We start from the raw sequence: 12,209 nt of genomic DNA on the forward strand, positions 1-12,209 counted from the left end.
TTAAAAAACAAATTCAAACTTTTGAAACAAAAGAACAAAATTTGGAAAAAGTTATAAAAATTATAGATTTTAATAAAACACTTAAAAATTGGAACTTTGAAGGCAAAAAAAATATATTTATGGTTGGAATTCACAAAAAAACGATTTCGATATTATAAACGAGAAAATAACTGGATATGATACAATCTTTAAATTTTTAGACAAATTAATACAAATACAAGCAAAAGATAAAGAAATTGCGAAATTGACCGCAGAACTTGAAGATTGTAAACAAAAAATGTGATATATCCAGGTTTAAACCCTAAAAATTATATTTCTAAAAGTTGTGGAGTTTAGGGTAACAATCTTGTGTTTTATATTTAGTTAAAAACTTTGATTTTTTCTGTGCTAAATTTGTTTTTATAAATTATAAAAATGTGTAGGGTTTTACAAAGTGTTATTTTAAGAGGGTTTAAAAAGGTAAAAATTTTCTTTTAGACGATAAATTGAGAGTAATTAAGAACAATTTGAATTTTTATCTTTTCAAACAACAAAGATCTACTAATTTTTAAGTTTATACTTCATAGACGACATTTTCAGGGCTTGTAAATCTGAACTTTTAAAGTAAATTAAAAAAAAATAACCATTAAGAGAATACATAATTTATAAACAATACTAGAACTTGTAAAACAAAAATAAAGAAGTTAGTAAAAAAGGTTATGAAAAATTTTCAGATAAAAATATAAATAGCTAATTAAAATAAGAAGGGATTATAAAATGAAGTCTTTTGCTTCTATTTTTAAAAGAGTTGGTGTTTTTTTTGATTGCTTTTTTGAAATGTTCAGTTTAAAAATAATAAATTTAAGAGTTTGTAGTTTGAGTATGTGAATAACGAATGTTTTTGTTAAATTAAATTACTATTTTATCGGTATTAAAAGAACTTTTTAAAACAAAATTTTTATGTAGATAATAATTGAGGTTTTATTGCTAAAATTAAAAATCTTTAGCAAGATAAATAAAAATATGATGTTTCTCACTCATTACCTACAGATTTATATAAATTTATTAATTTTTGTAGGTAATAAGTGAAAATAATATTGTTTTAAGTTCTTTTTATATAAACTACTTGATATGATTAAATAAGGAAATTTATGCAAACATCACTTTTTACAGATGAAGAATTAAATCAAGATGAAAATTTAAGAGAAAATCTTAATAACAATTTAGGAGAGGTTTTTGTATTTAAAGATGATGAAAAGTATAAATTTGAAAAAATACTAAAATCAAATTCTATAATTTATGGAAAAACCAATAAAAAAGTCCTGTAAAAATTTATGCAAAAGATTTAAAAATATTAATTTTTTTATAAACTATTAGAAGATGCTGTAAGACAAAGAAAAGAACCACCAAAAGGAGATGTAACTTTACAATTTCCAATGGAAATTTATAGAATACTCGTAGATAATCAAAGAAATTGGAAAAGAGTTTTTATTTCAAGCATTAAAAGACTAGAAGAGGTAAAATTTGAATTAGAAAATTATTACAATCCTGAAAAACAAGAAACTATTTCTTATCAATCCACAAGACTTTTAGCATTTCCAAAATTTTATTCTATAAATAAAGAAGAAAATAAAATAGAAAGTGAAGTTTTTGTTGATATAAAAGATGATTATGGTAAGGATATAGGTATTTCTGTTAAAGGAGCTGATATTTTTCAAGCTACTTTTTCAGAAGAAATAGCAGTTTGTTGCTGGCAAAAAAAACAAATTATACTCATTTAAGTTTTAAAATTATCAACAATTTACAAAACAAATTTTCTATTAAATTTTATGAAATATTGGTTTCAAAACTCCAAATGAGTGCGAATTATATGGACTCAAATAACGAAATAACTCTTAGTAAAAAAGAACTTGCTATTGTTTTTTGATAATTCTTTTAATCCAAATTATAATTTAAAGCATTTTTTAGCAAATATTGTAAATTTTGATGATGTTATACTTCCTGAATTAAGACAACACTTAGAGATAGAAAAATATGAGGTTTTTTCAACAAATTATAGCATTTGCTTTTATTTTGATAAAAACATTAGATAATTTTAGAACAAAAGAAATCACTTCATATAAGTTAGAGCTTGAGAAATTTTTAAATCTTTTAGAAAGTAAAGAGTATAGTTTAAGCAAAAAAATGGAGCAATAGACAATTCATCAACCCTTTATACTTTCAGTGCTGAAAAAATCAATGAAGCATTAGAAAATTTTCTTTTAGTTTTAAATAAAAATTATTGTAATACTGAGCTTTTAAAAACCCAAAAAGAAAAGAAAAAAATTGGCGGAGACTTGATAATGACACCAGATAAAGGTTTTGTATATAAAGATAAAGCAAATATGAAAGTTTCAAAAGCAATGCAAGAGGGACTTTTAAAACATCTTTATAAAAAATTATTATGTTGAAATTATGACAAATATTGAGCTTAATAGCTATAAAGCGTTTTTTAGCACTTATAAAGGTGGAGAGAGTCTAAATTTAAGTTGCAAAACTCTACCTTTTAGAAAAGATGGAAACAAGGCTTTAGATGGGCTTTATGCTTTAGCTAGCCTTAGAGTTAGTTTGCCTTTAGTTAGTGGCATGGGGGATTATTTAGGAAGATATATTATTTTAAACATCATAGAAAATATGAACGTGTTTGATAATAGTGGTAGGTTTTTTTATCAAAGTTTTAGTTTGGAGTTAGAAAAAGATTATGAAGATTTATAAAGCAAAAGATGAAGATAGACTTGATAAAGTGGTTTTTAGTCATTACGGACATTTAAGATTTTTTGAAAAAGTTTTAGAGACAAACTCAAATTTAGAAGCTATTTTAAAAGTAGGAGATGAAGTAAAACTACCTAACTTTAAAGATGAGCCTATTATAAAAGAAAATGCACTATGGGACTAGAAGATGGTAAGAAAGCCAAATTTTAAGCTTATTGCAAAAGGTAAGGATATAACTGAAAATTTAGCAAAAAATTTAATAAGCTTAGAGTTTATTGACACTCACGGAAGCGATGAGAGTGATGAGATAAGCTTTAGAGTGTTTGGGTTATATAAAAAGCCTGAATTTGGAGATGAGTTAGAGCTATATTTGGGATATAGAAATAATGATGTAGATGAGCTTTATAAATGTGGAGTTTTTGAAGTTTTAAGTGTTACTAAGGACTATAAATTAAACATAACAGAAGTAAGAGCCTCGGCTGTAAATTTTAGTGATAAAGGAACTAGTGGCGGGATAAAAGGACGCCTTACTAGAACCTGGAGCGATACAACTATATTTCAAATAGGTAAAAAAATAGCTAGTGAAAATGGGCTAAATTTTAAAGGCGAAGGTGATGATATGGGTATAAAACATATTTTACAAGATAATAAAAATAGCTTAGAGTTTTTACTAGATATTTGCATTAAATTTGGGTATTTAATGAGTAATAAAAACAAATTTATTATCAAACAAGGGCGTAAAATGGTCTCTTTAAAAGTAAGCGATTTAGTGGAATTAAACATAACTGAAGCAAATAAAAATAGCTATAGTAGCGTCATAGTAGAGTGGCAAGATATAGACGAAGGAAAGGTAAAAAGCATAAAAATAGGAAGTGGTACTAGCTATAAAATGCAAATTCCTAAGCCTAAAAGTGACGCAGAAGCTTATAGGATGGCTGAAGCTAAGTTAAGGGCGTTAAATAGTGGTGGAATTAGTGAAAATTTAAGGGCTTTAGGGATGGATTTAAGAGCTGGAAGAGAGATGGAGATAGATTTTGGGGATAATAATAAGGCTATTTTTAAAGTAAAAAGAGTGATTCATACTTTAGATGGCAGTGGATATTTCATAGAAGCTGAGTTTGAAAATGTATAAATTTAATTTATAAAATTATCAAAAATGGTTTAATGTTTTTTATTTATATCTTTAAGTGGAGTTGGCAACTTTTCAATTTTAATCTTTTTAAATATTTTAATGGTTAGAATTTTTAAGGCTAAACTTTAAAAAATCAATGAAAAAAGTTCTCATTTTTTACATTTTTCGTGAGAAGTATCATATCTCTCTCATCTTTAATCCTTAAAATAAATTTGCTTTTTTTATGGCGTTATTGATAGCTGTATCACTTCTACCTAAAATCCTACAAATCTTAGCCTTAGAATGCCCATCTTTATAAAGCTTATTTATTTGACTAATTTCATCAAGGCTTAGACGAGTGCCTTTTTTAGCTAAGTTTTGTGATAAAGTAGATACTTCACTTCTGCTTTCAAGTAAGCTTACTTGCTTTTCAAGTAAAGAGGTATATTTATCTTTAGCGATGATTAGATCACTTGCTAGGGCTTTGTTTTTACTATCAAGCTCACTTAATTTTAAATTTAACTTGCTAACGCTTTTAATTAGGTTATCTAGGTGGGGAGTATTAGTTAGCTCTTTACTTTTAAGCATAGTATCAATTTTATTAAACGCTTTTAAAAATTCAACTTTCCATTTATAGGCTTTCTCTCCTGTAAAGCCCATAACTAATAAAAAAAAACCATCACGAGTGAGATTATACATTGGTAAAGTTCGTCCTGTTGCGTCCTTGTATTCACTCAGCCGAAAATTTGGCTTAGTAAAATCATCTTGTGGTAAAGCTTTTATTGTGTCTAAAATATGCGTATGTCTTTTCTCAAAAACTTCAGCAACTTGTAGTGAGTTTGCAAAAACTTTATTATCTACTACTTTAAATTCAACCTCTACATTATTTATAATTATATTATTCATTTTATATCCTTTCTTAATTTTGAAATTTCATTTTTCATTTTTTTTATGGTTGTTTGCTAAATTTTTAAGAGACACAAATAACGTATAAGATAACTCCATTAAATCAATGTTTCCATTTTCATCTTTAAAAGCCCTAGCTGCTTCTAAAAATTCTCTTTCTAAATTAGGTGTTTTCATTTTATCCTCCTTTTATCCTCCTTGTTTTATATGTAAGGTAAGCAACTTGCAAAGCCAAAACTAAAATTAAAATATTTTTTATTAAATCAACCATTTTAACTCCTTGATAGTATAATTAAAGAGTTAAAAGATAACTCAGGGGATTTACCTCACCCCTAACAGAAACCAAACCGATTACGGCGGTTAGTGTTTTTATCTTTTAACCTTATCATTTGAAAGATTTAAACAACCTTTAAAGAGGTAGTAAAATCTCATTACCTCTACTTATAAACTCAACTTTAACACTGTTTATAACAACTGCACTCATTTTTTAGCCTTTTAAATTTAATTTGTGAATGTTAAGTGCTATATATGCAAGTAACAAAACTTCTATAACTTCTATAATCTCACTCATTTTTAGCTCCTTTATGGTATAATTTTCGTAGGTCAAGACTAAACATAGTAAGGGCTTTTGCCCTTAGCTCTAAAACCAAATTTTAAGGATTTTAGAGATTATATAGATTAAAACCGCTATTTTAATCATAATATCCAAAGTTTTCATCTTGACCCTTTCTTTTTATTTAATTAAATTCTCATTTTTTTCACTCATATTATTCCTTTAAATTTAGTATGATTTTAGCCAAATTTGTCTTTTTAAAAGCTTAATAAAAGCCCATTTTATCGCTGTTTAAACCTTACTTCTATATCAGCTTTTATCTTTTTACCTATCTCATTTCCAAAGCTTTTTACAGCTCTATCTAAACCACCGCCATTTCTATACTCATCTAAAGCATTTTCTAAGTAAGGATTAGCCTTTTGACCTTTTATGCTTTTTTTATATCCATATGGAGTTTTTAGAGCTTTTGCCTTTTTAGCTCTTATTTTAGCTTTTTTGGGACCATAAACTCCTGTGCCGTAATGAACAAATTTAGCGTAACTTGTGATTTTTGTATTTCCTATGGTTACTTCTTTATGGCTTACACTTCTAACGCTTATATCTCTTTTTAAATTTCCTGTTAGAATAGGTGCAGTTTTTTGTTTAGCTAAGTTTGATACTTCTATGCCTATTTTATATAAAAATTCTTCACTAAGCTTTTTAATTTCCATTTAAATCTCCGTTTTAATCCTTACTCTGTTTTATTATGCTAATCTCTACAAACTCATCATTTGGTAAATTTGCTATATCATCGATGTACCTAACTACACTAACACCAAATCCCGCCCCACACACACCACAAAAATTTACACCCCTTTTACCAAAAGGTATATTTATTTCGCCACCGCATTTTTTACATTTTACGCTTATAAAATCAGCCTTAATAAGCTCTATTTTTTCTATTTTTATCATCCTTTTACCCTTAAAAATTCTCTTTTATATACTTTAGTGCATCTATAAAAGAACCTTGAAATTTCTCTTTGAAAGTATTGTGTATAAGCACTTCAAACTCGCAAACTTCTTGCATAAACTCATCATTTTTAGCTATTTTTATATCTTCATCTTGTATAAAACTAGCAAAAAAACCCATAAATTTACCATTTTTTACGCAGTATGTAGCAAATGTATATTTAGCACAAAGTGATTTTTTATAATCATCATTATCCCATAAATCATACCCTTTTTGATACATCCCACACTCTGTTTCATCTATATATAAAATAAACTCTCTCATCATACCCACCATCTTTTTATAATCTCTTGGTTTAATGTTACTGAACTATCTTTAAAGTATTGTTTTAGTCCTTTTTTAGGCTTAAAAGCTGTGATTATCCTATTTCCATCAAAGGTTAAAAAATACCCATTACTACTTATTGCGTTTAGTTGGTTAGACTTTTTTTTGTGTGGGGCTGTGTTTGTTATAGAATTTAATGCCTTAATGAGATCTTTTTTAAACTCTTTGTTACTATTTAATCTATCTTTTAACCCATGATAGCCATTAGCTGCTTTTTTATCTAACACTCTCTCAACCCCCATTTTATCTATATGTTTTATAACTTCATCGCTTCTTAAAGGACTTGTATTTTGCATCATAACGCCGTCAATTTCCTCACTTTCAACCCACACAGGCACAACTTCTGTTCTGCATCTAAAGTGATATGGTGGTAGTCCAAAGTTACTAGCCATTTTATCACTTCTGCCATTATATGCTTTGTTTTGCCAAATGGCAGCATTTTTCTTATCAGCCATACTTTTTGCATTTAGCAAGCTATTTACTTGATTTTCAAGATGAAAAGCTTCTATTATCCTACCATGCATACTTCTACAAATCTCACTAGTTCTATCATCCATTACAGCCAATACCTTATAATGGCTTACTCCATATTTTGCCCCTTGTGTTACTCTAGCTACATTTGAACTTTGAAGTGCTATATGATCAGCCACGCCTTTAAAATAGCTCTCATCAGCATTTATAATAGCCCCAAACTCATCTTTTAAAGCTTTTGGTATCTCGTTAATTTCTCCAGTAAAGACCTTTTCTATCCTATCTTTTAGCCTTACTTGAAGCTTTTCATTATACTCACGCCCCATCCAGTAAAAGCCCTTTCTCATAGCATTAATAGCATTTTTATCTACACTATCAAAGGTAAATTTAACACTATTTAAAGCTATTTTTTTAGTCGCTTTTTTAGCTAAAGCTATATATAAAGCTTCTAAATATTCAGGGCTAACATCTAAATTTAAGCTTTCTATCTTTTGTATTAAAAGTTTTTTTAAAAGCTTTAAATCAGTCTTAGTGCTAGAAACATCTACTATCTCAGCTAAGATTTTTTCTAAATTTTCTTTTTTATCTTTAGCATAAGTTTCTAAAAAAACATCTATATCATCACTATTTTTTATAATACTATATCTAGTAAAGCTCTTAAAAAATCTCATTTTTTACCTACTTTTTAAATTCCCCAATATCCTCTAAATACTCTAAGTATTCTATAATCTCTTTATCTTTTACTGGTTTTTCTTCCGTTAGCCAAACATACCCACACTTCTCGCACTTCCTAAGTCTAGTGTTTTTAAATCCTTTCATCGTTTTTTTAACACTCGTTTTTTCGTTTGCACATCTAGGACATATCATTTAGTTTTTCTCTCTCCAAGATTTTATCTTTTGCATAATGCTTATGATGGTTGTTAACTCTTTTTTGGTTAGAGAGTTTATCATCTTATCATTCCATAGCATCTTATCAGTGTATTTTAGCACAAAAGTTCTCCATTTGCCATTGCTCCAGCCTAATTCATCTTTTAAAGATAGAGCTTTTACAATTTGCTTTTTAGTTGAAATTTCACTATTTATAGCTCTTCTTCCTTTATAGTCAGGCTTATTTAAATTTACCTCTTTACCATCCATTAAGTCAATTAAACTAATTAGTTCTTTTATACTTAAAAACTTGCTACTTTCAACTCCAAAACTATTTTTTAAAAACTCTTCCCACGCTAAATTTTGAATAGCTCCTTTATAAAAAGAGTGAGTGTGGATTTTAGTTAATAAACTGTTTCTAAAAGCTCTTTGTTTCTCAGTCATAACAGCTCCTTTAGCTCATAAATTTTATCTTCTAGCTCATCTAATAAAAATTCATCATTTTTTACTCTATTTATCTCATCTAAAAGTTCTATCATTTCATGCAACCCATATTTAACTTCTGCTACTACGCTTTTTGCCATTTCGATATTTTTTGTAATTTGTTTCATTTTATAACCTTTGTAATTTTATTCATAATTTGTATAATTCTTTCATCCGCTTTTTGCGGTAATACTTCACAATCTTTTTTAACTTCGCTTTCTATCTCCTTTTTTTCTACACTCATTAAATTTATCTTGCCGATTCTGTGCTGGTTTTTAAATAAAAACTCATATACTCTATCTTCATCAATGCTATCAAGACGCTTATAAACGCCGTTTTCATTAACGATAAATTTATTTCTTAAGTCTCCATCTTTATCAACACATATAATGACACCCTCTATGTATGGCGTGCCATCTCCACCACTAAATAGATCCTCACCTCTAAAAGATTCTTTTATAAATTCTCTTACTTCTTTTTTCGTTTTAAAATACGCTTTTCCTTTTTTTATGAAATTTAACGCATAAGCTTTTTTATATGCTTTTATGGCTCTAAACATCGCTAATTCTGTGCTTACAAACTCACCCCTAAAAGAATCCATATAAATGGAAGAGTCAATTAATGAAATTGAGTTTTTACAAAATTTCATTTTTTTAAATAGTGTTGATTATAATTTGTTAAAATAAATTTAAAGGGCTTTTATCACCCTTTAAAAGATTTTTTAAAACTTTGTTATTATTTTTTAATTCTCTATTTTCTTCAAAAAGCTTTATATTTGCTTGAATTTGAAAACTAAGATCTTTTATATCTTTGCTTCCTTTATTTTTAATATAATTTTCTGTAACTCCAAGAGTTTCAGATAAATCTTTAACTGTTATATTATACTGTTTTCTAAACTCATATAATGTCATATATATCAATTCTATGGGATATATTCCACACCAGTTTAAAATCTTCTTCTAATTTAATATTTATATTAAATTCGCAACATTTTAAGGAAAGATTTTTTACTTTAAGGTAAAAAATGAGAATTTTTTACCTTTTTTGTGAGATTTGACAGAAATTTATAAAAAATATCGCTTCTATTTAAATTTTTGCAATTAATTTTGCTAACTTTAAGAATTTGATCTGTTTGCACGCAAAAAACTAAAATTATTTTTAATTTATTTAAATGCTATATTTTAAAAATCCAAAATCTTGATTATAGTAACAAATATTAATAATCTCATTTTATTTAAATTTAATTAAAATATAAGGCTATAAAAATCATCTAAAATAAAATATTTTTTATCTAATTTACCTTTATAAAATGTAGCAAAAGTATTTTCATAATTTTGTCTAAAAAATCCCTCTTTTGATAACTCTATAATACTTTTATTTATCTTTTCTATAAGAGTAGTGTTACCTTTTTGTGTAGCGACACAATCCATAAAAGATAGTTTTGGAAATTTCAAAGATACTTCAAAATTCGGATCGATAATAGGAATTGTAGCTGTAGAAACGATATTATGCATAAAAGCCACTGCTTCATCATTTTTTACTTTTTTAAAACAATCAAAATTATCCTTACATTCTAAAATATTATAACCATTATCTACCAAATAATAATACGAGTTTGTATTTTTAATAACTGCTACTTTTTTATATCTTAAATCTGCTTCATTTTTTATATTGCTGGCTTTTTTAGATACCGTGCTTAATATGATAGAAAAATAAGGAATTGAAAAATCAACCTCTTTTGCTCTGTTTTCATTTCTTGTATAGGCAGCTATTAAAATATCTACTTCTGAATTTTTTACAGCTTCTTTTCTGTTTGATTGTTCAACTCCAACAAAAGTAATTTTAACATCATTTGGAAAAATTTTTTCAACTAAAGCTTTGGCAAAATCTATCTCAAACCCCTCAAATTTCGAGCCAGAAATTTTAGAAAATGGTGGCATATTTGTCGAAACACCAATCTTAATATTTTTATTTTTTAAAATTTCATCATAATCTGCAGCAAAAGCCGCAACAATCAAGAAAAACAAAGACGATAAAACTCGCAACATAAATACTCCTTTTGGTAAAAAATAATGAAGCAATTATAACATAAAAATTAAAAAATATAGTAATAAGATATGTATTTAAATAGAATTTGAAATTGATTGAAGAGATTTAAAAATCTCTTCAAAATTATTATAATTTATCAGCATTTTCTCCAAGATATTCTGCAACACCTTCTGGGTTAGCTTTCATTCCTTTATCGCCTTTATTCCATCCAGCTGGACATACAACGCCATTTTCATTTGTAAAAATCATAGTATCAACCATTCTAATCATCTCATCGATATTTCTTCCAAGAGCGTCATCGTTTAAAACCATATGTCTAACAGTGCCATCTTTATCTAGTAAAAATGAGCCTCTTAAAGCTACTGCATCAGCGTATAAAACATCAAAATCTCTTGAGATTTGTTTTGTTATATCTGCAACCAACGGATATTTTACTTGACCAATACCACCTTGATTTACTGGAGTGTTTTTCCATGCAAGATGTGAAAACTCATTATCAGTACTAATTCCAATAACTTCAATTCCTCTATCTTTAAAGTCTTGATATCTATGATCAAAAGCAATTATTTCACTAGGGCAAACAAATGTAAAATCTTTTGGATAAAAAAATACTACCGCTCCATTTGTACCTAAATTTTTATAGAGGTTAAAATCCTCAACTATTTGATTGTTTCCCAATACCGCTGTAGCTGTAAAATCAGGTGCTTTTTTTGTTACTAACATATTTTCTCCTTAATAATAATTATTGTTTGAGAATTATATATACTTATTTTTAATCAAAAATAAATTATTACCATTTTTTGTAATATTAAAAAATAAAATTTTAAATTTATATCTTTATTATTATTTAAACTCAATTATGATAAAATACCATCTCATTTATCATAAAAACGAGGAGAAATTATGGCAGTTTTAATTACTGATATTTGTATAAGTTGTGGATCCTGTATAGATGAGTGTCCAGTTGAAGCTATTGTAGATGATAGTGAGAATCCAGCTGGAGAAGATATTTATTATGTTTATGCCAATAAGTGCGTAGAATGCGTGGGACATAATGATGAACCAGCCTGTGCTACAGCCTGTCCAACTGATGGCTGTATCGTGTGGAGTGATATTGTTAGTGGCAAACCAAGCAGAAATGAAATAGCATTAGATCTAAGAAATGGCGATACACCAGTGGTTGTATAAAATTTAGCCCAAAATTTTGGGCTTTTATCTTTTTTTAACATTAAATTTGATATACTCACTCTCTTGATATTATTTTACATTAAATTTTAAGGAGTTTTTTGTGCAACAAACTTTATCTATTATCAAACCAGATGCAGTAAAAAAAGGCGTTGTAGGTAAAATTATCGATAGATTTGAAAGCAATGGCTTAAGAATTGCTGCTACTAAAAAATTATGGTTAAGCAAATGTGAAGCAAGTAAATTTTATGCAGTTCATAAAGATAGACCATTTTTTAATGATTTAGTTGAATTTATGACAAGTGGTCCTGTTGTGGTTATGGTTTTAGAAGGAGAAAATGCTGTCGTTAAAAATAGGGAGTTAATGGGTGCAACAGATCCAAAACAAGCAGAAAAAGGCACAATAAGGGCTGATTTTGCAGATAGCATTGATGCAAATGCAATTCATGGAAGTGATAGTATAGAAAATGCAAACATTGAGATAGCATTTTTCTTTTCAAAGAGAGAAATTTTATAAAACT

At 27.4% G+C, this 12,209-nt stretch carries 21 protein-coding genes; 8 read left to right on the plus strand and 13 right to left on the minus strand.

What is annotated here, in order from left to right:
- The first annotated feature begins 1,130 nt into the window (after window positions 1-1,130).
- From F1B92_RS04560 to F1B92_RS04585, 6 genes are all read left to right on the plus strand, one after another.
- On the plus strand, window positions 1,131-1,307 hold the full coding sequence (locus tag F1B92_RS04560) for a hypothetical protein (RefSeq protein WP_154570707.1): 177 nt from the start codon (window positions 1,131-1,133) through the stop codon (window positions 1,305-1,307).
- Between the two features lie 108 nt (window positions 1,308-1,415).
- Window positions 1,416-1,760, plus strand: a complete 345-nt coding sequence (locus tag F1B92_RS04565) for a hypothetical protein (protein ID WP_154570708.1) — start codon at window positions 1,416-1,418, stop codon at window positions 1,758-1,760.
- Between the two features lie 292 nt (window positions 1,761-2,052).
- Window positions 2,053-2,175 (plus strand): hypothetical protein, encoded by a 123-nt coding sequence (locus tag F1B92_RS09335; RefSeq protein ID WP_268233919.1) that lies wholly within the window; start codon window positions 2,053-2,055, stop codon window positions 2,173-2,175.
- Window positions 2,176-2,433: 258 nt separating this feature from the next.
- Window positions 2,434-2,733, plus strand: a complete 300-nt coding sequence (locus F1B92_RS04575) for a phage tail protein (RefSeq protein WP_154570710.1) — start codon at window positions 2,434-2,436, stop codon at window positions 2,731-2,733.
- Window positions 2,720-2,914, plus strand: coding sequence for a tail protein X (locus tag F1B92_RS04580; protein WP_154570711.1), 195 nt, complete (start codon window positions 2,720-2,722; stop codon window positions 2,912-2,914). The genes F1B92_RS04575 and F1B92_RS04580 overlap by 14 nt, the downstream gene beginning before the upstream one ends.
- Window positions 2,915-2,917: 3 nt before the next feature.
- On the plus strand, window positions 2,918-3,862 hold the full coding sequence (locus F1B92_RS04585) for a phage late control D family protein (protein ID WP_154570712.1): 945 nt from the start codon (window positions 2,918-2,920) through the stop codon (window positions 3,860-3,862).
- A 201-nt stretch (window positions 3,863-4,063) separates the two neighbouring features.
- Here the strand turns inward: F1B92_RS04585 and F1B92_RS04590 are convergent, their stop codons facing one another.
- The 13 genes from F1B92_RS04590 to F1B92_RS04650 all read right to left on the minus strand — a co-directional run bounded on the left by F1B92_RS04590 (window position 4,064) and on the right by F1B92_RS04650 (window position 11,226).
- Window positions 4,064-4,747, minus strand: a complete 684-nt coding sequence (locus F1B92_RS04590) for a Rha family transcriptional regulator (protein WP_154570713.1) — start codon at window positions 4,745-4,747, stop codon at window positions 4,064-4,066.
- 27 nt (window positions 4,748-4,774) lie between these two features.
- A complete protein-coding gene (locus F1B92_RS04595) occupies window positions 4,775-4,924 on the minus strand; it encodes a hypothetical protein (RefSeq protein ID WP_154570714.1) in 150 nt (49 codons plus the stop codon).
- A 657-nt stretch (window positions 4,925-5,581) separates the two neighbouring features.
- The gene (locus tag F1B92_RS04600; RefSeq protein WP_154570715.1) at window positions 5,582-6,010 is read right to left on the minus strand and encodes a hypothetical protein; all 429 of its coding nucleotides are present in this window, start codon (window positions 6,008-6,010) and stop codon (window positions 5,582-5,584) included.
- 13 nt (window positions 6,011-6,023) lie between these two features.
- Window positions 6,024-6,251, minus strand: coding sequence for a hypothetical protein (locus tag F1B92_RS04605; RefSeq protein ID WP_154570716.1), 228 nt, complete (start codon window positions 6,249-6,251; stop codon window positions 6,024-6,026).
- A 10-nt stretch (window positions 6,252-6,261) separates the two neighbouring features.
- Window positions 6,262-6,585, minus strand: a complete 324-nt coding sequence (locus F1B92_RS04610) for a hypothetical protein (protein ID WP_229770929.1) — start codon at window positions 6,583-6,585, stop codon at window positions 6,262-6,264.
- Window positions 6,573-7,775, minus strand: coding sequence for a structural protein (locus tag F1B92_RS04615; RefSeq protein WP_154570718.1), 1,203 nt, complete (start codon window positions 7,773-7,775; stop codon window positions 6,573-6,575). The genes F1B92_RS04610 and F1B92_RS04615 overlap by 13 nt, the downstream gene beginning before the upstream one ends.
- Before the next feature lie 7 nt (window positions 7,776-7,782).
- Window positions 7,783-7,971 (minus strand): hypothetical protein, encoded by a 189-nt coding sequence (locus F1B92_RS04620; RefSeq protein WP_154570719.1) that lies wholly within the window; start codon window positions 7,969-7,971, stop codon window positions 7,783-7,785.
- Window positions 7,972-8,415: a DUF1018 domain-containing protein gene (locus F1B92_RS04625; RefSeq protein ID WP_154570720.1), complete on the minus strand. Its 444-nt coding sequence runs from the start codon at window positions 8,413-8,415 to the stop codon at window positions 7,972-7,974.
- Window positions 8,412-8,582 (minus strand): hypothetical protein, encoded by a 171-nt coding sequence (locus F1B92_RS04630; RefSeq protein ID WP_154570721.1) that lies wholly within the window; start codon window positions 8,580-8,582, stop codon window positions 8,412-8,414. Before F1B92_RS04630 ends, F1B92_RS04625 begins: the two co-directional genes overlap by 4 nt.
- Complete coding sequence (locus F1B92_RS04635; RefSeq protein ID WP_154570722.1) at window positions 8,579-9,055, minus strand: hypothetical protein; 477 nt, start codon at window positions 9,053-9,055, stop codon at window positions 8,579-8,581. The genes F1B92_RS04630 and F1B92_RS04635 overlap by 4 nt, the downstream gene beginning before the upstream one ends.
- Window positions 9,056-9,131: 76 nt before the next feature.
- Window positions 9,132-9,365, minus strand: coding sequence for a hypothetical protein (locus F1B92_RS04640; RefSeq protein WP_195836288.1), 234 nt, complete (start codon window positions 9,363-9,365; stop codon window positions 9,132-9,134).
- 333 nt (window positions 9,366-9,698) lie between these two features.
- Window positions 9,699-10,502, minus strand: a complete 804-nt coding sequence (locus F1B92_RS04645) for a transporter substrate-binding domain-containing protein (protein WP_154570724.1) — start codon at window positions 10,500-10,502, stop codon at window positions 9,699-9,701.
- 127 nt (window positions 10,503-10,629) lie between these two features.
- On the minus strand, window positions 10,630-11,226 hold the full coding sequence (locus tag F1B92_RS04650) for a peroxiredoxin (protein WP_154570725.1): 597 nt from the start codon (window positions 11,224-11,226) through the stop codon (window positions 10,630-10,632).
- 180 nt (window positions 11,227-11,406) lie between these two features.
- Here F1B92_RS04650 and F1B92_RS04655 point away from each other — a divergent pair, with 180 nt between their 5' ends.
- Together F1B92_RS04655 and ndk are read left to right on the plus strand one after the other, a co-directional pair.
- Window positions 11,407-11,691, plus strand: coding sequence for a DUF362 domain-containing protein (locus F1B92_RS04655; RefSeq protein ID WP_154570726.1), 285 nt, complete (start codon window positions 11,407-11,409; stop codon window positions 11,689-11,691).
- 100 nt (window positions 11,692-11,791) lie between these two features.
- A complete protein-coding gene (ndk, locus tag F1B92_RS04660) occupies window positions 11,792-12,205 on the plus strand; it encodes a nucleoside-diphosphate kinase (protein WP_326833093.1) in 414 nt (137 codons plus the stop codon).
- The last annotated feature ends 4 nt before the right edge of the window (window positions 12,206-12,209 follow it).

Source organism: Campylobacter portucalensis (genome assembly GCF_009690845.1).
In the GTDB taxonomy this organism is placed as follows: domain Bacteria; phylum Campylobacterota; class Campylobacteria; order Campylobacterales; family Campylobacteraceae; genus Campylobacter_B; species Campylobacter_B portucalensis.